Origin of the sequence: Gryllotalpicola ginsengisoli DSM 22003 (assembly GCF_000419445.1) — a bacterium.
Taxonomy (GTDB): Bacteria; Actinomycetota; Actinomycetes; order Actinomycetales; family Microbacteriaceae; genus Gryllotalpicola; species Gryllotalpicola ginsengisoli.
In genome coordinates, this window is the sequence record NZ_AULK01000003.1 from 337,806 (window position 1) to 358,838 (window position 21,033).

Genomic DNA, 21,033 nt, shown 5'->3' on the forward strand with positions numbered 1-21,033 from the left:
ACGGCTCATGTACTCCGCTTGGGGGGAAGCGCTCCGGCGCGGCTCTTCCTAAGCTGATGATTGCTCACCGACCGGCTGTCGGGGCCCACATCGCCCGGCTCGAACGAAGAGGACCCACCAGCCAGTGCCAGGTCGGCATGCCTTTGCGGCGGGATATCAGCCGTCCGCAGCCCAAACGCGACGGAGGAGGGGTATGACCGCGACCATCGCGGCGCGCCACGGCCTCCGCGACCTCCTCGGCACCGCGCGAGCCGGTGGCCCAAGGCTGGCGATCGTCCTGATCGCGGCCGCGCTTGCCGCCGGTCTGGGCCTCGCGAGCGCCGAGTTCGGCGCCCCGGCGCTCATCGGCGCCGTCGTGATCCTGCTGCTCGGCGTCGCCACGGTCGACCTCACCCTCATCCCGATGTTCGCGATGCCGATGTCGATCGTGCAGGCGCGCGCCGGCGGAGTTCTCACCTATGCGGACGTCATCCTCGCGGTGGGCTCCGTCGTCGGCCTGTTCATCCTGCGCAACAAGGGCGCCGCGGCGATGCAGCCGCTCATCTGGGGCGGCGTCGTCTATCTCGCCGTCATCATCCCGACGCTGATCCTGAATCCGTTCTCCGCCGACTTCATCGAGTGGGCGCACGAGCTGTTCATGGTGATCGGAAGCATGGTCATCGGCTTCGTGATCGGCCGCGAGGGCCGGGCCCCGCTCGCCTTCGGGCTGTACGTGGTCGCCTGCGGCGTGCTGGGGGTGATCGCCGGCATCATGGCCCTTCAGCATTTCTTCTCCGCCGGTGAGTTCGAGCCGGTGTACGTCAACGCGGAGCTCGGGTTCGGGAAGAACCAGGTCGGCGGCGAGTGCGCCGTCGCCCTCGTGATCGCCTACGCGCGCCCGAAGTGGCTGCGCTTCCCGACCTGGTTCGCGAACCTCATGGTGCTGACGAGCGCGATCGGCCTATTCGCCTCGCAGGCGCGGCAGGGCATGATCGGTGCGCTCATCGGCGTGGCGATCGTGACGCTGCGCCCGATCGCGCGCGGCGGCCGGCGACGCAAATGGATCTGGCTCGCGGCGATCCCGGTCGTGTACCTCGTCTGGACCCAGTCGGCGGCGCAGCTCGCCTCCGACAACAAGTTCAACTCCGCCTACCAGCGGCTGAGCTGGTACTCCGAGTCGATCGAGGTCTGGCAGAAGTCGCCGATCTTCGGCGTCGGGCTGCGCTGGTGGTACACGAACGTGTTCACCGACCAGTTCCAGCCGCCGAACGCGGAGCTCGAGGTCCTCTCCTGCGTCGGCGTTGTGGGCCTGATCGGCTTCTTCGTGATGTTCATCGTCGCGATGTGGTTCCTGCTGCGGCTCGACCCCGTCTACGGCACCCTCGGCGCGGCGGCGGTCATGACGCGCTTCACCCAGACCCAGCTGGACCTCTACTGGGTCTCCGGCTTGTCGTCCCTGCTCTGGATCGTCGCCGCGGCCGGCGTCGGCGTGATGGTGCGCGACCGGCTCCGCGCAGCCGCCGGCCCGTCGCCACTGCCCGAGCCCATCCGGTTGCCGATCAGAAAGCTGGCCAGATGAACGCGGTGAACGCGGCGAACACGGTGAACCCGGGCGTCGAGCGGGCGGATGCGTCTCATGCCGCCGCGGCGCAAGCGGATCCGCAGCACCCGTTGCGCGTGCTGCGCATCTCGCACTCCGCCGTCGTGGCCGAGTGGCGCCAGCGCGAGCGCGAGCTGCGCGCGCTCGGCACCGAGGTCGCCCTGATCACCTCGCGGGTGTGGAACGAGGGCGGCGTCGACGTGTCGCTGGAGCCCGGCGGGGACGACTTCGTGAGCGGGGCGCGCACCGTCGGCCGGCATCCGTCGCTGTTCCTCTACGACCCGCGCCCGATCTGGCGCGCGCTCGGCGAGCGCCCCGACCTCATCGACATCCACGAGGAGCCGAACGCGCTCGCGACGGCCGAGGTGCTGCTGCTGCGCCGGCTGCGCGGAGTGCGCGCCCCGTACCTGCTCTATTCGGCGCAGAACATCCTCAAGCGCTATCCGATCCCGTTCCGCTGGATCGAGCGCCGCGCGCTCGCGGGCGCCGCGGCAGTCCACGTGTGCAACGGCGAGGCGGGCGAGATCGTCACCGGCAAGGGCCTGCGCGGCGTGGCCCGCTACCTGCCCCTCGGCGTGCGGCTGGAGCTGTTCGGCCCCGCTGCGCGCGGGCTTCCGGGCGCGACGCGCGTGATCGGATACTTCGGCCGACTCGAGTCGCACAAGGGCGTCGATGTGCTGCTGCGGGCCGTCGCCCGGCACCCCGAGTGGCGGCTCGACATCAACGGCCTGGGGTCGCAGCGCGAGGCGCTGCGCGCGCTGGCGCAGCACCTCGGCGTCGCCGATCGCGTGCGCTTCCGCGGCTTCGCCTCGGGCGAAGAGCTCGTGCGCCGTTACCAGGCGGTCGACGTCGCCGCGGTGCCGTCGCTGCCGCGGCCCGGGTGGCTCGAGCAGTTCTGCCGCGTCGCGGTGGAAGCGATGGCCTGCGGGCTGCCCGTCGTGGGCAGCGACTCGGGCGCGATCCCCGAGGTCATCGGTGACGCGGGCGTGATCGTGGCGCCGGGTGACACGGATGCGTGGGAACGCGGCCTCGCAGAGGCGCTCGACCCCCGGCGCTGGCCCGAGCTGCGCGAGAACGCCCTCGTGCGTGCCGCAGCCTTCACCTGGGCGCGGGTCGCCCGCGAGCAGCGCGCCCTCTACGACGAGATACGGCCGGCGGCCGCGCCGCGCGAGGCGCCGCAGGTCGTCGTCGTCGCCTACGGCGACCCCGAGCCGCTCGCCGAGTGCCTCGACGCGCTCGGCGGCGGGCTGCCCGTGACGGTCGTCGACAACTCCTCGCTGGCACGCACCCGCGAGGTCGCCTGCGAGCACGGCGCCCGCTACGTCGACGCGGGCGGCAACCGCGGCTTCGCCGGCGGCGTCAACCTGGCGCTCGCCGAGCTGTCCTCCCGCGGGCTCGCCGGCCGCGACGTGTTGCTGCTCAACCCCGACGCGCGCATCTCGGCGGCCGGGGTGGCGGCGATGCAGGCGCGCCTCGCGCAGGCATCCGATCTCGCTGCGGTCGGCGCCCGGCAGACCGAGCCGGGCAGCGGCGCGCCCGTGCGGGTCTGGTGGCCGTTCCCCACGCCGTGGGGCGCGTGGCTCGAGGCGGCCGGTCTCGGGCGGCTGAACCTCCGCCGGGGCTTCGCGATCGGCTCGGTGCTGCTGCTGCGCGCCGAGGCGCTCGCGCAGCTCGGCGGGCTCGACGAGCGCTTCTTCCTCTACTCGGAAGAGACGGACTGGCAGTACCGCGCGCGGCGCGCCGGCTGGCGCATCGAGGTCGCCGACGTCGCCGCCACGCACGAGGGCGCCGGCACCGGCGGCGACCCGCGCGTGCGCGAGGCGCACTTCTACGCGAGCGCCGAGCGCTACGTCCGCAAGCACTACGGCGAGGTCGGCTGGCAGGTGTACCGCGCGGCGAACGTCGTGAACGCCGGCATCCGCTCGCTGCTGCTGCGCGGTGAGCGGCTGGCCGCGGCACGGCGCCGCCTCGCCGCCTTCGCGCGCGGGCCCGTGCACCTCCAGACGTCGATGCGGCCCGGGGCGTCGACGCGGTGACCGGGCTCGAGGTCGTGCACGTGATCTGCACCGACAACTTCGCCGGCGCCGAGCGCTACGTGCGCAACGGCGCGGTCTGGCTCACCGCCGCCGGGTGCCGGGTCACGGTCGTCGGCGGAAACGAAGCCGCCATGCGCCCCGAGCTCGAGGCCGCGGGCGCCGGGTGGCTGCCGGGCGCGACCGTGGCGCAGGCCCTGCGCTCGCTGCGGCGCGCCGGCCGGCCGGACGTGATCAACACCCACATGACCGCGGCCGACGTCGCGGGCGTCATCGCCGGGCGCCGACACGGCACGCCGGTCGTCAGCACCCGCCACTTCGCGGCCCCCCGCGGCAGCAGCCCGACGGCCCGGCTCGTCGCGCGCGGCATCCGCGCCGGCGTCGCCGCCCAGCTCGCCATCTCCGAGTTCGTGGCGGATGCGGCGGACGGTCCCAGCGTCACGGTGCTCTCCGGCGTGGAGCCCGTTCCGGACGTCGCCGCCGAACGCCGCCCGACCGTGCTCGTCGCCCAGCGGCTGGAGGCGGAGAAGGACACCGCGCTCGCCCTCGAGGCGTGGGCGCGCGTCGCGGCGGACGGCGTCGGCGACTGGCGGCTCGCGATCGCCGGCCGCGGCGCGCAGCGCGACGAGCTCGCGGCCCGCGCCCGTGCCCTGGGCATCGCCGGCAGCGTCGACTTCCTAGGTCACCGCGATGACATCGAGGCGCTCTTCCGCACCGCCTCCGTGCTGCTCGCGACCGCGCCCGCCGAGCCCCTCGGCCTCACCGTGCTCGAGGCGATGGCGCACGGGCTGCCCGTCGTCGCGGCCGCGCGCGGCGGCCACCTCGAAACCGTCGGCACCGTCCACGGCGCCGCCCTGTTCCCGCCCGGCGACGCCGACGCGGCCGCCCAAGCGCTCGCCCGCCTGATGGCGAACCCGGGCGAACGCGCGCGGTACGGCGCGACGCTGCGCGCCCACCAGCGCGAGCATCTCACGGCCGCGCGGCAGATCGAGGGCACGCTGCGCCTGTACCGCGAGGCGGTGCGGTCGCGATGAGGCTCGTCGTCTGCTCGCTCGAGGACTGGAACGAGGTGTGGCGCCGCAACCAGTACCTCGTCGACGCGCTGCTCGGCGCCGACGACGCCCTCGAGGTGCTCTTCGTCGAGCCCCCGACCGACCCGCTGCACACGGCGCTGCACGGGCAAGTGCCCCGTCCGGCCCGCGGCCTGCGCACGGTGCCGGGCTACGGCGGCCGGCTGCGCACCCTGCAGCCGGTGAAGTGGCTGCCGCGGCAGCTGGGTCCGATGACGGATGCCGGACTGCGCAGCGCCGTGATGCGTGCGGTGGCCCGGCTGGGGTGGCGCGACCCGGTGCTCTGGGTGAACGACCCCGGCTATGCGGAACTCGTCGCCGTGACGGGTTGGCGTGCGCTGTACGACATCACGGACGACTGGGCCGTGGCCGATCGGTCCCCGCGCGAGCACGCGCGCCTGCGCGCGGCCGACGCCGCCCTGCTCGAGCGCTGCGCGGAGGTGGTGGTGTGCTCGGTGGGCCTGGCGGCCCGGAAGGGCGCCGTGCGCGACGTCGTGCTCGTTCCGAACGCCGTCGATTCACAGCGGTACCGCCGGCCGGCGCCGCGACCGCCCGACCTGCCTGTGGGCGCCGTCGCCCTCTACGTCGGCACCCTGCACGAAGACCGCCTCGACGTCGACCTGGTCGTCGCGACCGCCCGGCGGCTCGCCGCCGCCGGGGCGACGGTCGCGCTGCTCGGGCCGAACGCCCTGTCGGCCGACAACACCGCACGGCTCGACGCCGAGCCCGGCATCCGTCTTCTCGGTTCGCGCCCGCGCGACGCCGTGCCCGCCTACCTGCAGCACGCGCACGCGCTGATCGTGCCGCACGTGCTCGACGACTTCACCGACAGCCTCGACCCGCTGAAGCTCTACGAGTATCTGGCCGTGCGCCGCCCCATCGTGAGCACGTCGGTGGCGGGCTTCCGCGAGCTGCGCGGGCAGCCCGGGGTCGCGATCGCCGACGGTGCCGCGTTCGCCGACGCCGTGGCCGCGGCGGTCGGGCAGTGGCATGCGCCGCTGCCGCCGACCGCGCTTCCTGAATGGAGCGACCGCGCGCGCGAGATGCGCGCGGTCATCGATCGGCTGTCAGGGCTCCAGCCAGCTGGTCGGCCGCGCTGAGCAGCTCGCCGGCGACGCGACGCCACGTGCCCGCCGACTTGCCCATCGGGTCCTCGATGTCGTCGGCCGGGTCGGCGCCCAGCAGCTCCAGCGGGGAGCGGTCGGCGGCCTCGGCGCTCAGCCAGTCGCGGGTGAGACCGGCGACGGGCGGATGCTGCGTCAGCCAGCGCGTGAACTGCTTCGCCGTGAAGACGCGCGGCCACAACTCGGGCAGTTCGGCGACGACCTCCCGCGCCTGATGGCGCGTCATCGTCAGGACCACGTCCGCGCTGCGGGCCGTGCCCACGTCGAGCCGGCGGCTGACGTGACCGCGCAGGTCGAGTCCGAACTCGGCGGCCACCTTGAGGCCCGCCTCGGGCATCGGCTCGCCGCCGGGCAGCAGCCCGGCCGCGGTGACCTCCGCGGCATCGTCGGGCAGGACCGCCCGCATCAGCGCGGCGGCGAGGGGGGAGCGGCACCGGTTGGCCGTGCACACGAACAGGATCGCGGGGCGGCCGTACGGCGCCCCGGTGCGTCGCAGCGCTCGTCGGCGGCGCACCGGCCGCCGCGCATCGGGCCAGGTCATGCCGCCCGCCGTGCCGCGCTCCGGATGTAGTAGGCCTGGTTGGGCTTCGGGATCGCGCGGCGCGAGCGGTTGGTGACGATGCCGAGCAGTCGCACCCCGTTCTGGCGCAGCGCCTCGGCTGCCCCCGCGAGCAGGCTGCGGTCGACCTTGCCGACCGCGCCGACCAGCACGACGCCGTCCGCCTGCTTCGCGAGCAGCGTCGCGTCCACCACCGCCAGCGACGGCGGCGAGTCGATGATCACGATGTCGGAGATTGCCCGCAGGTGGCCGATGATCGAAGAGAGATCGGATGCCGCCAGCAGGTCGCCCATCGCCTCGGCCGATTCCCCCGCCGGCAGGACGCGCAGTCCCGCGTACGGTGTCGTGTGCAGCTCGGCGTCGATGTCGTGCCGGGAGAACGCCTGCCCGCTGCTGGAGAGCTCGAGCAGCTTGGCGAGCCCGTCGCCGACGGCCGCATCGAGGAAGTAGCGCCTGAGCGACGGCCGGCGCAGGTCGCCGTCGACGAGCACGACCTTCTTCCCGGCGCGCGCGAAGGAGAGCGCGAGGTTCGCGGCGACGAAGGTCTTCCCGTCGCCCGGCTGGGCACTCGTGACCACGACCACGCGGCCGCCGGGGCCGTTGGCGGGCAGCAGCACCTGGGTGGAGGTGCGCACGGCGCGCAGACCCTCCAGCAGCGCGGTCGGCTGCGTTCCGGCTGCCGGCAGCACATCCTTCCCGCGGGAGACGTGCCGGTCGAACGGCAGCTCGCCGAGCGAGCGCAGCCCGGTGAGCGGCTCGATCTCGTGCTCGCCGCGCAGCTTGTCGTCGAACTGGTCGCGGATCAGCGCTACGCCCATCCCCGCGATGAGCCCGGCGACCAGCGCGACCATCAGCACGGTGAGCCGGCTGGGGCCGACCGGGCTTCCCGGCTGCGCCGTGGTCATGACGATCAGGGGCGAGCCCGCATTCTTGATCGTGGAGATCTGGTCGTCCACGCTCGCGAGGTCTGCGAGCGTCGTGGCCAGGCCCGCCTGGGCGATGGAGTTCTTCGCGTCCGCGTTGACCTGCGACTGGTACTGCTGGGCGAGGGCGCGGGTGTCCTTCTGCCGGTCGCCCAGGGTGGCGAGGGCCGTGTCGAGCTGCTGCTGCAGATAGTCACCGTACTGCTTGACGACGGCCTGGGCGTACTGCTGCGACGCCTCGGCCGTCATGCCGGTCGCGGTGATGTCGATCGTGGTGGTCTGGGTGCCGAACTTGACCGAGTCGGCGACGTTGCCGAGCAGGGCGCCGCGCGACAGCCCGAGCGACGTCGCGGCGGGGCCGAGCACTTTCTCGGTCGTGATCGTGGAGGGGTCGAAGTCCACCTGCACGGATCCGATCTCGCCGCTCTGCGCCGCTTGGCTGAAGGTTGAGTTCTCGCGGACGACCTCGGTCGAGGTGTAGGGGATCGTGCGAAGCTGCAGGTACGCGATCGCGACGCCGACCGCGACGACGACCATCACGGCGATGAGCCAGCGGCGACTCCACAACACGTCGAGAATCTGTCTGAAGGTCACGGTCTTCCTGTCCTAGGAGTCGGGTCGGGTGGCGGCGCCGATGACGATGAGGAACACTCGGTAATCAGTGAACCATTCTCACCTAGCGCCCGGAACCCCCCGTTGGGGAGCGGGAGGCGACGGCGGCCAGTGGCTAGCCTTGCTGCCGTGAAGGTCATCCGCACCGACGTCGACGGGCTCCTCGTCTTCGAACCGACGCCCCACCGCGACGAGCGCGGCTACTTCACCCGCACCTTCGACGTGGAGGTGGCGGCCCGGGCCGGTGTCGACCCGAGCCGCTTCGTGCAGGAGAACCAGTCGCGCTCCTACCAGGGCGTTGTGCGCGGCCTGCACGGCCGCGGCGGCACCGGCGAGGCGAAGATCGTGCGCTGCGCCCACGGCGCCGTGCTGGACGTCGTGGTCGACGCGCGCCCCGGCTCGGCGACCTTCGGCGCGGTGCGCAGCTTCGTGCTGGACGACCAGGTGCACCGGCAGCTGTACATCCCGCGCGGCTTCCTGCACGGCTTCCAGGCCCTCACCGCGGTGACGGATGTCTGCTACAAGATGGACGACTTCTACAGCCCGGGCGACGACATCACCGTCGCGTTCGACGACCCGGAGCTCGACGTCGCCTGGCCGGCCCCGATCACGATCGTGAGCGAACGGGATCGGGCGGGCCTGTCCTGGGCGCAATACCGCGCCTCCGTGGGCGTGGACTGAGGCTCAGACCGCGAGGACGAGCACGCCGTCGACCTCGGTGTAACGCTCGCCGGTCTTCGGGCACAGCCAGGTGCCATCGCGCTGCCGGGTGAGTCGGTACCCCGCCCGGCCGACCCACCCGCTGCGGTGCGCCGGCGACCCCTCGACCACGGCGAAGTCCGGCACGTCGTCCATGACCAGGGCGCCGGGGGCGACGACCGCCCAGCGGCCGATCTGGGCGGGGCCGACGCAGCGCGCGCCCGCCCCGATCACCGCGTGCGCGCGCACGACGAGCCCGTCGAAGTGATCAGAGACGCGGTTCGCGAGTACCGCTCCGCGGCCGATCCGCACCGCCTCCTCGACGAGCGTCGACTCCTGTACGACGGCCTCGTCCTGCACGACGCAGTTCGGGCCGAGCAGCACGTTCCGCCCGATGAACGCCCCGGCATGCAACACGCATTCGCTGCCGATGCGCGCGTGCTCCGACACCTGCGCCAGCCGGTGGATGGTCGTGCGATCGCCGATCGACGCCGTCGGGTCCACGCCCGGCGGCAGCACGGCGCTCAATACGCTCCCACGGGGTGCAGCAGCACCTTCACCGTGCGCCATAGGATCACGAGGTCGCCCGTGAGCGACCAGTTCTCCACGTAGAACAGGTCGAGGCGCACGCTCTCCTCCCAGTCGAGATCGCTGCGGCCGCTGATCTGCCACATGCCGGTCAGCCCGGGCTTGATGTAGAGCCGGCGGTGCACGTGGTCCTCGTACGCCTCCACCTCGCTGGGCAGCGGCGGGCGGGGCCCGACGAGGCTCATGTCGCCGACCAGCACGTTCCACAACTGCGGCAGCTCGTCGATCGAGTACTTGCGCAGCACCCGCCCGATCCGCGTGATGCGCGGGTCGTCCTTGAGCTTGAACAGGACGCCGTTGCCGTCGTCCGAGGCGGCCCGCAGCGCGGCGAGCCGTGCTTCGGCATCCGTCACCATCGAGCGGAACTTGACCATGCGGAACTGCGAGCGATCCTTGCCGACCCGCAGCTGTCGGAAGAGGACGGGTCCGCCGTCGTCGAGCTTGATCGCGATCGCGACCGCGAGGAACAGGGGTGAGAGCACGATCAGCCCGGTTGCGGCGGCGACGACGTCGACGAGGCGCTTGAGCGAATGCTTGGCGCCGTCGAACCGCGGGATCTCCACGTGGATCAGCGGCAGGCCGGAGATCGGGGCGAAGTGCACCCGCGGGCCGGCGACGTCGACGAGCCGGGAGGCGAGCACGAGGTCGGCGTCGCAGCCCTCGAGGCTCCACGCGAGCGTGCGGACGAAGCCGCCGTCGTCGCGCGGTTGGCTGGCGACGATGACGGCGTCGGCGGCGAGGTTGCGCGCCGCGACCGCCACGTTGTTGACGTCGCAGACGACGGGCACCGGCGCATCCCCGCCGCCGACGTGGCCGGTGCCGACCTCGGTGACGGCCGCGCCGACGACGTTGTACAGCGCGCCGGCGCCGGCGCGGATCTGACGCAGCACGTACTCGACGTCCGCCCGGTCGCCGACGACCAGCGCGCGGCGCAGGTAGCGCGTCTCCCAGGCGATGCGGGCGAGCCAGGTGCGCAGCGCCCAGCGGCCGAACCACAGCAGCGCGATGCCGGCGGGCAGCGCCGCCGCGAGCTCGCGGCCGAGCCGGGCCGACAGCACGAGGTCGCCGATACCGATCAGGCCGAACACCGTGAGGCTCGCGTTGATGACGTTCTTGTAGTCGTTCGTGCCGGTACCGAGCAGCCGCCGGTCGCGGGCGCCGCCGAGGCGCAGCACGAGGAACCAGGCCAGGCCGACGGCGAGGCAGTAGACCGCCTCGACCTCGGCCGAGCCGTGCGAGTTGCGAGCGGTGCCGATCAGGAACGAGATGCTCATCGCGGCCGTGATGGCGGCGCCGTCGGTGAGCCGCAGCAGGGTGAGATAGCGCTGCAAGAGGCGCGCCTCGGGTGACCGCGCGTGCCCGGTGGACCGCTCGGAGAGCCGAGCGGTGAGGGAGGGGGCGTGAGTGTCGGTGGTCATGATCTCGGTTCGTGTCAGAGGGAGTTGTCCACTGCTCTGACGCTAGAGTGAAATGAAGGATGCTCACGTCCCCCAGTGCGGGGGATGAGGAAGACTCACTTAGTAATCGACGCACCGCACCCCCAAAGCGCGGCACATGATGAGGATTTCTCGCTAAACAGCGAGAAATCCTCACGAGGGGGCATTAGCCTCCCTGCACAGGCAGGGAAGGACACCCATGGACATCGCGATCGCGCACGACTATCTGACCCAACGCGGCGGCGCGGAGCGCGTCGTCCTGACCATGTCGGATGCCTTTCCCGAGGCGCCGATCTACACCACGCTGCATGACGCAGCGGCCACGTTCCCGGGGTTCGCGGGGCGCGACATCCGCCCGTCCACGCTGAACCGCGCTCCGCTGCTGCGCTCGAACCATCGCCTCGCGCTGCCGTTCCTCGCCGCTGACGTCGACCGCATCCGCATCGACGCGGATGTCGTGCTCGCGAGCTCCAGCGGATGGGCGCACGGCGTGCGCACGGACGGGCGCAAGATCGTCTACTGCCACGCCCCGGCTCGTTGGCTCTACCAGACGGGGCGTTACGCCGGCGGCGGCAGCGTGCGCGGCCTCGGGGTGCGCGCCGCCGTCACGCTGCTCGGGCAGCAGCTGCGCCGGTGGGACCAGGCGGCGGCGCGCTCCGCCGACCGCTACCTGGTCAACTCCACCGTCATCCGCGACGCGGTCAAGCAGGTCTACGGCGTGGACGCCGAGGTCGTGCCGCCGCCGCCCGCGCTTCTTCCCGCCGGCGTCGAGGACGAGGTGCCCGGTCTCGAGCCCGGTTACCTGCTCGTCGTCGCCCGTCTGCTGCCCTACAAGAACGTCGACCACGTCATCCGGGCGGTTCTCGCGCACGGCGCACAGCGGCTCGTCATCGTCGGCCGCGGCCCGGATCGAGCGCGGCTCGAGGCCATCGCAGGCGGGTCGCCGCGGATCGTCTTCGCGGGCGGCGTCAGCGACCCCCAGCTGCGCTGGCTCTACCGGAACGCCACCGCCCTCGTCGCCGCGGCCTACGAGGACTACGGCCTCACGCCGCTCGAGGCCGCGTCGTTCGGGCGCCCCGTGCTCGCCCTGCGCGACGGCGGCTTCCTCGACACGGTCGTCGACGGAGTCACCGGCGTGTTCTTCGAGCAGGCGCACGAGGCGCCGATCGCCGCCGCGATCGGCCGGCTCTCCAGCACCGACTGGGACGCGCAGCGCATCGCGGCGCACGCGGAGTCGTTCTCGGCGGAGCGTTTCGCCGCGCGGCTGACGGAGATCGTCACCGGGACGCGGTCGGTGCAGGCGGCCTGAACCCGCAGCCCCGCGGTCGATCGGCTCAGCGGTCCGACTGCGGCAGGTACGCGGCCGCCTGAAGCCGGAAGAGCTCGGCGTAGCTCCCGTCACGTGCCATCAACTCGTCGTGGTCGCCGTGCTCGACGATGCGGCCCTGGTCGAGCACGTAGATGCGGTCGGCGTTGCGCACCGTGGAGAAGCGGTGCGAGATGATCAGCGCGGCGCGCCCCTGCAGCGTGCGGCGCAGCGACGAGAAGAGCTCGTCCTCGGCACGAGGATCCAGCGCCGCCGACGGTTCGTCGAGAACGACGAGCGGCGCGTCACGGTAGAACGCCCGGGCGATCGCGACGCGCTGCCACTGCCCGCCCGACAGTTCATGGCCGCCCTCGAAGATGCGGGTCAAGGGCGTGTCGTACCCCGTCGGGAGTGCGCTCAGCGCGTCGTCGATGCCGGCGGCGCACGCGGCTGCCCGCAGCCGATCCTCCCGCGGGGCCTCGTCGGGGCGGCCGAAGGCGATGTTGGTGCGAGCGTCGAGCGCGTAGTGCACGAAGTCCTGGAAGATCACGGCGGTGCTGGCCCGCACGTCCCCCGGCGGCAGGTCCTCCACGCGCACGCCGTCCCACGCGACCGCCCCGCCGTCGGCCGGGTAGAGGCCGGCGATGATCTTCGCCAGCGTCGTCTTGCCCGACCCGTTCTCGCCGACCAGCGCGACGACCTCGCCGCGACCGATGCGCACGGTGACGTCGTCGAGCGCCGGCTCGGTGCGGCCGGGGTAGGTGAAGCGGACGTCCTGCGCCACGATCTCGCCGAAGTCGATCGGCGTGCCGTGCACCTCGAGCTCCGCGCGGCGCGGGGCGAGCCCGAGGAAATCGTGCAGGTCGTCGAGGAAGAGCCCTGATTCGAAGATCGACTGGATGCCGCCCGTCAGCCCCTGGACCTGGCCGGCCAGCATCCGTACCGCGACCAGCGCCGCGCCGGCCGCGGCGACTCCGAGTCCGCCGTATGCGATCAGCCAGACGAGCACGAGCAGGGTCGCGCCGAGCACGAGGGCGGAGGTGAGCTGACCGACGAGGTTGAAGCCGGCGCGCCGGCGCAGGTGACGCGTGAGGTCGCGGAAGTAACCGTCGTAGAGCGCGTTCAGCCGCGACCTGACGTTCCGCGACAGGCCGAAGGCACGCACCTCCTTGGCCTCGTCGCGCCCGGTGAGCAGGATCAGCAGGTAGGTCCGCAGGCGCAGCCGGGGCGTCTGCGCGAGGTTGAAGCGGAACTCGAGCCGGCTCTCCTGCCGTGAGGTGAGGATGACCGGGATGCCGCTGATCAGGATCAGGGGCAGCAGCAGCGGGTTGAGGGCGTAGAGGGTGGCGACGAGCCCGAGGCTGGAGGCGAGCGCGCCGATGCAGCCGACGAGGCCGTTGGTGACCTGGAACGGCCGCGTGAGCGCGCTGGCGCGCACCCGCTCGAGTCGGTCGAAGAAGCGCGGATCCTCGAACTTCCGCAGCTCGACGCCGGTTGAGACGTCGAGCACGCGCTGCCACATCGTGCGCGTCACCGCCTCGCCGACGAAGCGCGAGATCGAGGTCTGCAGGGAACCCGCCGCGGCCGTGATCGCGGTGAGCAGGGCGAGCGCGACGACCGGCAGCAGCACGTCCCGAACGCCGGACGACGACAGGGCGAGGATGCCGGAGAGCACCCACTGCGTCGCGAGCACCTGCGCCGCCGTGAGCGCGGCGCCGAAGAGCTGCAGGGTCGTCAGGGCGGCGAACGGGCGCCGCGCGGCGGTCCATACCAGGCCGACGCTCTCGCGCACGAGTCGTGAGAATCGTCCGACGCTGCGCTTCGGACCGGGCGGGGCGGTGGCGGTCACAGCACGAGGCTAGCGGGAGCGAGGATGACTCACTATCGCCCCAAACGGGGCGGATGGCCCCCGTACTGGGTGAGAGTGAGGGATTGTCACCTTCTGGGGCGCGTTGTTACGGTCGAGGAACTCGCCGAGGACTTCTCGTCGGGGTGTCTCGATCACAAGGACTGCATATGGCGTACGAAGCTCCTCGAATCCGCTCCGTCGGATCGATTGCCGAGGTCACGCTGGCCGAAGGCCTTCACGGTTCCGAGGACCAGTGGGCACTGACCGTCACGTTCGATGGCAAGACCGGAACCATCAGCGGGACGTTCGGCGGCCTCTCTTAGAGAGCCCGTCACCCGGATCCCTCGGAGTGCCGTCGAGACGTCACTCCGAGGGATTCTCCTTTCGGGCCGCCTGCGCCCGCAGACATCGCACGCCTCCCGCAGACATCACGCAGACCTGAGGAACCCGACCCCGACCATGAGCGCCCTCGACTTCATCAGAGTCACGCCCGACGAGGTGGCGTTCGGTGTGCTCGGCGGCATGCCCGCATCCGCCGTCGAAGCCGTGCCGGGGACCGCACGCGAGGTGCTCGAGGAGGAGATCGCGAGCGCGTTCGGTCCCGCGCCGGTCTTCGTCAGCTTCTCGGGGGGCAGGGACTCGTCCGCCGTTCTCGCCGTGGCGACCTCGATCGCCCGCCGCCGCGGGATGCCCGATCCGATCCCCGTCATCCGGCGCTACCCCGGCGACCCCGACTCGGATGAGACCGCCTGGCAGGAACTCGTGCTCGACCACCTCGGCCTGAGCGAGCCGGTCATCGTCGAGGTCACCCGGCGGTCCACCTATCTCGACGACGCCGTTCAAGCGAACCTGCGCACCCGCGGGCTGCTGTGGCCCCCGGCGCTGCAGCTGGACGACCCGACGCTGCCGATCGTCGCCGGTGGCATGCTGCTGACCGGCGAGGGCGGCGACGAGGTGCTCGGCACGCGCCGCATCACCCCGCTGACCCTGCTGCGCCTCGGTCGCCGGCCGACGCGCCGGCTGCTCGCGTGGGCGTGGGCGAGCGTGCGGCCGCGCCGCTCCGTTCCCTATGAAGAGGAAGTGGCGCGGACCTTGGTGTGGCTGACCGAGGAGGGCCGGCAGGAGCTCGCCGCGCGGCTGCGGGCCGCGGACACCCGGCCGCTGCACTGGGGCCGCGAGACGCTGCAGCTGGCATCGCGGCGGATGCCCGCGATGCTGACGCACAACTACCAGGCGGCGGTCGCATCCCACGGCGTGAGCCTGCGGCATCCGCTGCTCGCCCCGCGCTTTCTGGCCGCGCTCGCGCAGGAAGGCGGCCGCTGGGGCTTCGCGGGGCGCACGGCGCTGATGCGGCACCTGTTCAGCGACGTGCTGCCCGACGAACTGCTCGCACGCTCGACCAAGGCGCACTTCGGCGCGGTGCGCTGGGGTGAGCGGGAGCGCCGCTTCGCCCGCGACTGGGACGGCACAGGGCTGCCCGAGTGGATCGACCCCGAGCGGATCCGCGTGGAGTGGATGTCGGAGAGGCCGGCCGGCGCCTCGGCCCTCGCGCTGCACGCGGCGTGGCTGAGCGCCCAGGGGCTCGCCGTGGAGTGGGCGGCATGAGGGCTCGGAAGGTCGTGCGCCTGCTGCGGCTCGGGCCGCGGGCCTGGCTGCGCCTCGCGCACACCCTCGCGGTGTCACGTCGGATCGAACAGTCCCTCGCGCGCGAGACGCTCGATCGCACGGCCCGGCGGTTCGGCTGCGAGCTCGCGTTCGCGACGCCGCCCGGCCGGCCCGGCCGGCCCCCGCTGAGCACCCGTGAGCTCCGCAACCTCGAACTCGCGGCGCGGGTGCTCGCCCGCCCGGGCGTCGACGGCACCTGCCTGCGCCGGGCGCTCGTCTACGGCGACGTGCTGCGCGACCGCCGGCCGCTGCTGCGCATGGGCGTGGCGAAGAGCGGGGGCGAGGTCACAGCGCATGCCTGGCTCGAGCTCGACGGCTGGTCCCTCGACCCGATGGCGCTCGAGCGCTTCAGCGCACTGCACGCGGTCGATCGGAGGGGGAGCCGATGAACCGGACGACCATCTACGGCTTGCGCGTCGACTCGGACCGCCCGCTCGGCCCGGCCGCCGGCGCCGATCGGCACGACGGGCGGGAGCCGGACGTGGTGATCCGGCACGCACCCGCCGAGGTGCCGCCGCACTCACCCGAGGGTGGCGAGCTGATGCTGCACTTTGCGCCCGGCGGCGACGACCTCTATTTCTGCGAGCGGCGAGCGGATGCCTCGTTCCTGCTCGTCTTCGCGGGGGCGTGCGAGTTCGAGGTTTCGGCCGACCTGCGCCAGGCGACCGTACGCCGCCATGTCGGGGCCGTCACGGGCATCGAGGACGTGCTGACACTCGGCGGATTCCTGGCCTGGCTGCTCTATCAGCGCGGCGAGCTCGTGCTGCACGCGAGCGCGGTACAGCTCGGGGGAGCGGCGATCGGCTTCACCGGCAATTCCGGCATGGGGAAATCGACCATGGCCGCGCTGATGTGCGCGGCCGGAGCCGAGATGCTCGCCGACGACGTGCTACGCGTCGACCGCGACGGCGAGCGCGCGCTCGCCCGGCGCGGCTCGTCCGAGCTGCGCCTGCGCAAGGGGGCCGACACGCTGGCCGCCGACTTCGTCGGGGCGGCGCCGGCCGCGCGCACCTCGGCGGACGACCGCCAGGTTCTGCGCCCGGCCGACCTCGGCGCCGACCGGGTGCCGCTGCGCGCCCTGTTCGTGCCCCTGCCGGACCGCTCCGCGACCACGGTCGGGATCCACCGCGTCACCCCGGTCGAGGCCGCCGTGCTGCTGCTGCGCTTCCCGCGGCTGCTGGGCTGGATCGACCCTGCCGTTCGGGCGGCGCAGTTCGCGCTGACGACCCGGCTCGTGGCATCCGTTCCCGTCAGCATCGTGCGGGTGCCCTGGGGCCCGCCGTTCGATCCGAGCATCGCGCGGGTCATCCGCGAGCAGCTCGATGCCGATGCCGATGCCGATGCCGCCCCGCGGCCGACCCTCGAGGCGATCGCATGAGCGCCGGTCTGCGCCCGCTGCAGCGGCTGCTCATCGACAGCGTGCGGCCGGGGCGCGCCGACCGTCCACTCGGCGAGCTGGTGGGCGGCGTGCACCTCGGCGCCGTCGTGAGCGCTGGCGCCGAGCATCGCGTCACCCCGGCGCTCGCCCGCCGGATGCGGCACGCGCCCGACGCGCCGGAGGGCTGGTCGGCGCTGCTGGAGCGGGTGCGCACCGCCCAGCTGGTGCGGCACATGCGCGCGAGCGAGGACCTGCGGATACTGTCGCAGACGCTGGCCGACGGGGGCGTCCCCTGGGCCGTCGCGAAGGGGCCCGTCGCCGCGGACCTGATCTGGCCGAGCCCCGACATGCGCGAGTACTACGACGTCGACGTCTTCGTGGACCGGCACGAGTTCCCCCGCGCCCTCGAGCTGCTGCTCGCCGCCGGGTGCAGCCTCGTCGATCGGAACTGGCCCGAACTGCGGCGCACCATGCGCGCCGAGCTCGCGCTCAAGGGGCCGGCCGGCACCCACATCGACCTGCACTGGGACATGGCCGTACCGCCGAAGCTGCGCAGCGCCTTCCGCACCGACATGAGGGGCATGCTCGCCCGATCCCGCCCCGCGACGCTCGGCAGCGGCGTCGGCGTCCGGGTCTTCGACCCGGTCGACACCGTGCTTCATCTGGTCTTCCACGCCGCACAGGCGGGGGCGAACCGGCTGATGTGGATCGCCGACATCCACCACGCGACGGCGCTGCCCGACTTCGACTGGGGGGAGTTCGCGGAGCGGTCTGCGGCCGCGCGCACTCGCGTACCCGCGGCACTCGTTCTGGATCGGGTGTCGCGATGCCTCGGATTCCGCACTCCCCCTCCCGAGGCCGTGCTCGCTCCCGCCGCACGCTTCTGGGGAGCGCTCGTGCGTCGAAAGGACGATTCCGTCCCGTTCCCCGGCCTGCCCGGTGATCGGCATCTCGGCGGGGTGCTGTTCTCCAGCGCCCGCGACACCGTCACGGCGAGCGCCGTCGAGGCGGCGATCAGCGGATGGCGCACGCGCCGGACCGAGCGGCGCGTGGACCGTCACGGGCCTGAGGAGCGCGTGCTCTACCAGGACGTTCCCGACGTGCGTGCGCGCCGCGCCTACCTCGCTGCCGTCTCCGGCTGAGAGCGCCTCACGCCTCGATCAGAGAGGACTGCCGCAGCTGGTCGACGAAGGCGCGCGCATCCGTCATCGCCTGCTGAGAGCCGATCCCGAATTCGGAGACGAGAGCGGCCGACAGTTCGTCGAGCGTGCGCTCCTCCGTCAGGAGCTTGGCGAGCGTCGCACCGGCCGCGTTGGTGGTGAGATACGCGGAGGTCTTCATGTCGAGGATGACGAGCTCGCCGTCGATCTCCTGCCAGGTGAGCCCCTCGGTGCGCAGCTTCATCGTGCTCCTTCGTGAGTGAATATCACCTTTGAAGGTACCCGATCGGCTCGCCGTCGTCAGGCCCCGAAGCGGGGGATTCCCGCGGCATCCGTGAGAACTAGAAGTTGATCATGTGCCCCGTCAGCCCGTGGAACGCCTCCTGCAGCGCCTCCGACAGGGTCGGGTGGGTGTGCACGTTGCGCGCGAGCTCGAGGGCTCCGAGATCCCACTTCTGGGCGAGCGTCAGCTCGGGCAGCAGCTCGGAGACGTCGGGGCCGATCATGTGCGCGCCGAGCAGCTCGAGGTGCTTCTTGTCGGCGATGACCTTGACGAACCCGGTCGGGTCGGCGAGGCCGTGCGCCTTGCCGTTCGCGGTGAACGGGAACTGGGCGACGACCACGTCGTAGCCCTCGGCCTTCGCCTGCTCCTCGGTCAGCCCGAACGACGCGACCTGCGGCTGGCAGAAGGTGGCGCGCGGCATCATCCGGTAGTCGCCGAGCGTCATGGTCTCGGCGCCCGCGATGGTCTCGGCGGCGACGACGCCCTGCGCCTCGGCCACGTGGGCGAGCTGCAGCTTGGCGGTCACGTCGCCGATGGCGTAGATGTTCGGCACGTTGGTGCGCATGTGGTCGTCGATGGCGATCGCGCCGCGCTCGGTGAGCTGCACGCCGGTGGACTCGAGGCCGTAGCCCTCGACGTTCGGGGCGAAGCCGATCGACATGAGCACCTTGTCGGCGGTGACCTGCCCGGCGGCGCCGTCCTTGTTGCCGACGTAGCTGACGGTCACCGAGCCGCCGTTGTCGACGACGGTCTCGACCTTCGTGTCGACGAGGATGTTCACGCCGAGCTTCTTGTACTGCTTCTGGATCTCCTTGGAGACGTCCGGGTCCTCGTTCGGCAGCGCGCGCGGCAGGAACTCGATGATCGTCACGTCCACGCCGTAGTTCTTCAGCACATACGCGAACTCCATGCCGATGGCGCCCGCGCCGACGATGACGATCGACTTCGGCAGCTCGCGGGTGAGGATCTGCGTCTCGTAGGTGACGACGTTGTCGGAGAGCGACACCCCCGGCAGCAGGCGCACGCGGGAGCCGGTGGCGATGATGGCGTTGGCGAACGAGACCATCTCGGTCGAGCCATCCGCCTTCTTCACCTCGACCGTGTTCGCGTCGAGGAAGGTGCCGCGGCCCTCGTACTCGGTGATCGCGTTCTTCTTCATCAGGAAGTGGACGCCCTTGACGCGCCCGTCGGCGACCTGCCGGCTGCGGTCGAAGGCGGCGCCGAAGTCGAAGCTCACCTCGCCCGAGATGCCGAACGTCTTCGCATCGTTGTGGAAGATGTGCGCTAGTTCGGCGTTGCGAAGCAGCGCCTTCGACGGGATGCAGCCGACGTTGAGGCACACCCCGCCCCAGTACTTCTCTTCGATGATCGCGGTCTTCAAACCGAGCTGGGCGGCGCGGATCGCGGCGACATAACCACCGGGGCCGGCACCGAGGACGACGACGTCATAGTGTGCAGTCACGGAACCTAACTTATTCCTCGTTGCGCGATGCCGCTAAACCGCGCCGCGACCCGCCCACTGGGGTAGGGCGCATCGCCGCGGCGGCCGATACGGTCGAGGCGGGGCCAGGCCCCGGAAGAACCTCATGCCCCGACTCACCGCACGCCGCCGCACCGCCGCGCTCTTCTCGAGCCTCGCCGCCGTCATCGGCGCGGTCGTCGCCGTCTCCGCCGCCGTCGCGAACACGGATGCGTCCTCCGACGCCTCCTCGCCGAGCACGTCGCTGATCGCGACGCCGCTGCCCACGTCGACCGGCACGGGGTCGTCGAGCACAGGGTCGACGAGCGCGGGGTCGTCGAGCACAGGGTCGTCGAGCCCCTCGGCATCGGCGCCCGCGGCCTCGGCCTCCGCGACGCGGACCAGCACGGCGCATCCGTCGCCCACGGCCACGTCGGCGCGCCCCGCGGCCGGCTCGGCGCTCGCGCTGCTCGCCACCCTGCCGGTGCGGGCCAAGGCCACCGGCGTCGCCTACCAGCGCACCGTCGACTTCGGCGCGGCCTGGATCGACGTCGACGAGAACGGATGCGACACCCGCAACGACATCCTGGCCCGGGACCTCACCGGCGAGGTGAAGAGCGGCTCCTGCACCGTGCTGCGCGGCACCCTGCACGACGTCTACACCGGTTCGACCATGACGTTCGTGCGCGGCGAGGACACCAGCACCCTCGTGCAGATCGACCATCTCGTCCCGCTCGCGGATGCCTGGGCGACCGGCGCGCAGAAGCTGACCCAGGCCCAGCGCATCGCCCTGGCCAACGACCCGAACAACCTGCAGGCCGTCGACGGCAAGCTCAACGAGAGCAAGGGCGACAAGGACGCGAGCGACTGGGAGCCGCCCAACACGGCCTACGACTGCACCTACGTCGCGCGGCAGATCGAGGTCAAGGCGACCTACCACCTGTGGGTCACCGCGCTCGAGCGCGACTACATGACGTCGACGCTCGCGCGCTGCCCCGGCCAGACGGCCACGAAGCGCGCGCTCGCCGTGCCCGCCGGTGCGACCGCGGCCGTGGCGCGCTACCCGGGCCCCGGGGTGGCGGCGTCGGCGGGCTCCTCCACAGGGGCGGCCTCCGGCTCATCCTCGGGCACGTCCTCGAGCAGCGGGAGCACCTCGAAGGCCCCCGCCGCCGCGCCCGACGCAGGGGTGGTGCACCCGGGCGCGTTCTGCGCGCCGGCCGGTGCCCGCGGTCACACCTCGGCCGGCACCTCCATGGTGTGCGGCACCACTGCGAACAGCCCGACCCGGGCCCGCTGGCACTCCGGCTGAC

At 72.3% G+C, this 21,033-nt stretch carries 19 protein-coding genes; 12 read left to right on the top strand and 7 right to left on the bottom strand.

Features of this window, described 5'->3' with window-relative positions; all coding sequences use genetic code 11:
• Window positions 1–193: 193 nt before the first annotated feature.
• From H563_RS0108320 to H563_RS0108335, 4 genes are read left to right on the top strand one after another with little or no spacing between them, the layout of a single operon-like run.
• A complete protein-coding gene (locus H563_RS0108320) occupies window positions 194–1,558 on the top strand; it encodes an O-antigen ligase family protein (RefSeq protein ID WP_022882146.1) in 1,365 nt (454 codons plus the stop codon).
• Entirely contained in the window at window positions 1,555–3,615 is a 2,061-nt protein-coding gene (locus H563_RS0108325) for a glycosyltransferase (RefSeq protein ID WP_022882147.1), read from the top strand. Before H563_RS0108320 ends, H563_RS0108325 begins: the two co-directional genes overlap by 4 nt.
• Complete coding sequence (locus H563_RS0108330; RefSeq protein WP_022882148.1) at window positions 3,612–4,646, top strand: glycosyltransferase family 4 protein; 1,035 nt, start codon at window positions 3,612–3,614, stop codon at window positions 4,644–4,646. The genes H563_RS0108325 and H563_RS0108330 overlap by 4 nt, the downstream gene beginning before the upstream one ends.
• Window positions 4,643–5,782 (top strand): glycosyltransferase, encoded by a 1,140-nt coding sequence (locus H563_RS0108335; RefSeq protein WP_022882149.1) that lies wholly within the window; start codon window positions 4,643–4,645, stop codon window positions 5,780–5,782. The genes H563_RS0108330 and H563_RS0108335 overlap by 4 nt, the downstream gene beginning before the upstream one ends.
• On the opposite strand, the gene H563_RS0108340 is transcribed toward H563_RS0108335, so the two are convergent.
• Window positions 5,736–6,347 (bottom strand): arsenate reductase/protein-tyrosine-phosphatase family protein, encoded by a 612-nt coding sequence (locus H563_RS0108340; protein WP_022882150.1) that lies wholly within the window; start codon window positions 6,345–6,347, stop codon window positions 5,736–5,738. The genes H563_RS0108335 and H563_RS0108340 overlap by 47 nt on opposite strands.
• Window positions 6,344–7,882, bottom strand: coding sequence for a polysaccharide biosynthesis tyrosine autokinase (locus tag H563_RS0108345; RefSeq protein ID WP_022882151.1), 1,539 nt, complete (start codon window positions 7,880–7,882; stop codon window positions 6,344–6,346). The genes H563_RS0108340 and H563_RS0108345 overlap by 4 nt, the downstream gene beginning before the upstream one ends.
• Window positions 7,883–8,029: 147 nt before the next feature.
• Between H563_RS0108345 and rfbC the strand changes: the two genes are divergently transcribed.
• Complete coding sequence (rfbC, locus tag H563_RS0108350; RefSeq protein ID WP_022882152.1) at window positions 8,030–8,581, top strand: dTDP-4-dehydrorhamnose 3,5-epimerase; 552 nt, start codon at window positions 8,030–8,032, stop codon at window positions 8,579–8,581.
• Between the two features lie 3 nt (window positions 8,582–8,584).
• Here rfbC and H563_RS0108355 read toward each other — a convergent pair whose 3' ends face one another.
• Together H563_RS0108355 and H563_RS15770 are read right to left on the bottom strand one after the other, a co-directional pair.
• Entirely contained in the window at window positions 8,585–9,127 is a 543-nt protein-coding gene (locus H563_RS0108355) for an LbetaH domain-containing protein (RefSeq protein WP_022882153.1), read from the bottom strand.
• Window positions 9,124–10,605, bottom strand: coding sequence for a sugar transferase (locus tag H563_RS15770; protein ID WP_022882154.1), 1,482 nt, complete (start codon window positions 10,603–10,605; stop codon window positions 9,124–9,126). The genes H563_RS0108355 and H563_RS15770 overlap by 4 nt, the downstream gene beginning before the upstream one ends.
• A 217-nt stretch (window positions 10,606–10,822) precedes the next feature.
• On the opposite strand from H563_RS15770, the gene H563_RS0108365 reads away from it, so the two are divergent.
• Window positions 10,823–11,932: a glycosyltransferase gene (locus tag H563_RS0108365; protein ID WP_022882155.1), complete on the top strand. Its 1,110-nt coding sequence runs from the start codon at window positions 10,823–10,825 to the stop codon at window positions 11,930–11,932.
• Between the two features lie 25 nt (window positions 11,933–11,957).
• Here H563_RS0108365 and H563_RS15775 read toward each other — a convergent pair whose 3' ends face one another.
• On the bottom strand, window positions 11,958–13,778 hold the full coding sequence (locus H563_RS15775) for an ABC transporter ATP-binding protein (RefSeq protein WP_022882156.1): 1,821 nt from the start codon (window positions 13,776–13,778) through the stop codon (window positions 11,958–11,960).
• Window positions 13,779–13,945: 167 nt separating this feature from the next.
• Here H563_RS15775 and H563_RS18100 point away from each other — a divergent pair, with 167 nt between their 5' ends.
• From H563_RS18100 to H563_RS17915, 5 genes are all read left to right on the top strand, one after another.
• Window positions 13,946–14,101: a lasso RiPP family leader peptide-containing protein gene (locus H563_RS18100; RefSeq protein WP_022882157.1), complete on the top strand. Its 156-nt coding sequence runs from the start codon at window positions 13,946–13,948 to the stop codon at window positions 14,099–14,101.
• Window positions 14,102–14,237: 136 nt separating this feature from the next.
• Window positions 14,238–15,383 (top strand): asparagine synthase-related protein, encoded by a 1,146-nt coding sequence (locus H563_RS15780; protein ID WP_022882158.1) that lies wholly within the window; start codon window positions 14,238–14,240, stop codon window positions 15,381–15,383.
• Entirely contained in the window at window positions 15,380–15,832 is a 453-nt protein-coding gene (locus H563_RS0108385) for a lasso peptide biosynthesis B2 protein (protein ID WP_155865100.1), read from the top strand. The genes H563_RS15780 and H563_RS0108385 overlap by 4 nt, the downstream gene beginning before the upstream one ends.
• The gene (locus tag H563_RS17910) at window positions 15,829–16,821 is read left to right on the top strand and encodes a phosphoenolpyruvate carboxykinase (ATP) (RefSeq protein WP_022882160.1); all 993 of its coding nucleotides are present in this window, start codon (window positions 15,829–15,831) and stop codon (window positions 16,819–16,821) included. Before H563_RS0108385 ends, H563_RS17910 begins: the two co-directional genes overlap by 4 nt.
• Window positions 16,818–17,963, top strand: coding sequence for a nucleotidyltransferase family protein (locus tag H563_RS17915; RefSeq protein WP_022882161.1), 1,146 nt, complete (start codon window positions 16,818–16,820; stop codon window positions 17,961–17,963). The genes H563_RS17910 and H563_RS17915 overlap by 4 nt, the downstream gene beginning before the upstream one ends.
• 7 nt (window positions 17,964–17,970) lie before the next feature.
• Here H563_RS17915 and H563_RS0108400 read toward each other — a convergent pair whose 3' ends face one another.
• Together H563_RS0108400 and lpdA are read right to left on the bottom strand one after the other, a co-directional pair.
• Window positions 17,971–18,225 (bottom strand): PqqD family protein, encoded by a 255-nt coding sequence (locus tag H563_RS0108400; RefSeq protein WP_022882162.1) that lies wholly within the window; start codon window positions 18,223–18,225, stop codon window positions 17,971–17,973.
• A 97-nt stretch (window positions 18,226–18,322) separates the two neighbouring features.
• Window positions 18,323–19,726: a dihydrolipoyl dehydrogenase gene (gene lpdA / locus H563_RS0108405; RefSeq protein WP_022882163.1), complete on the bottom strand. Its 1,404-nt coding sequence runs from the start codon at window positions 19,724–19,726 to the stop codon at window positions 18,323–18,325.
• Between the two features lie 124 nt (window positions 19,727–19,850).
• Here lpdA and H563_RS17670 point away from each other — a divergent pair, with 124 nt between their 5' ends.
• Window positions 19,851–21,032, top strand: a complete 1,182-nt coding sequence (locus H563_RS17670) for an HNH endonuclease family protein (RefSeq protein WP_022882164.1) — start codon at window positions 19,851–19,853, stop codon at window positions 21,030–21,032.
• The last annotated feature ends 1 nt before the right edge of the window (window position 21,033 follow it).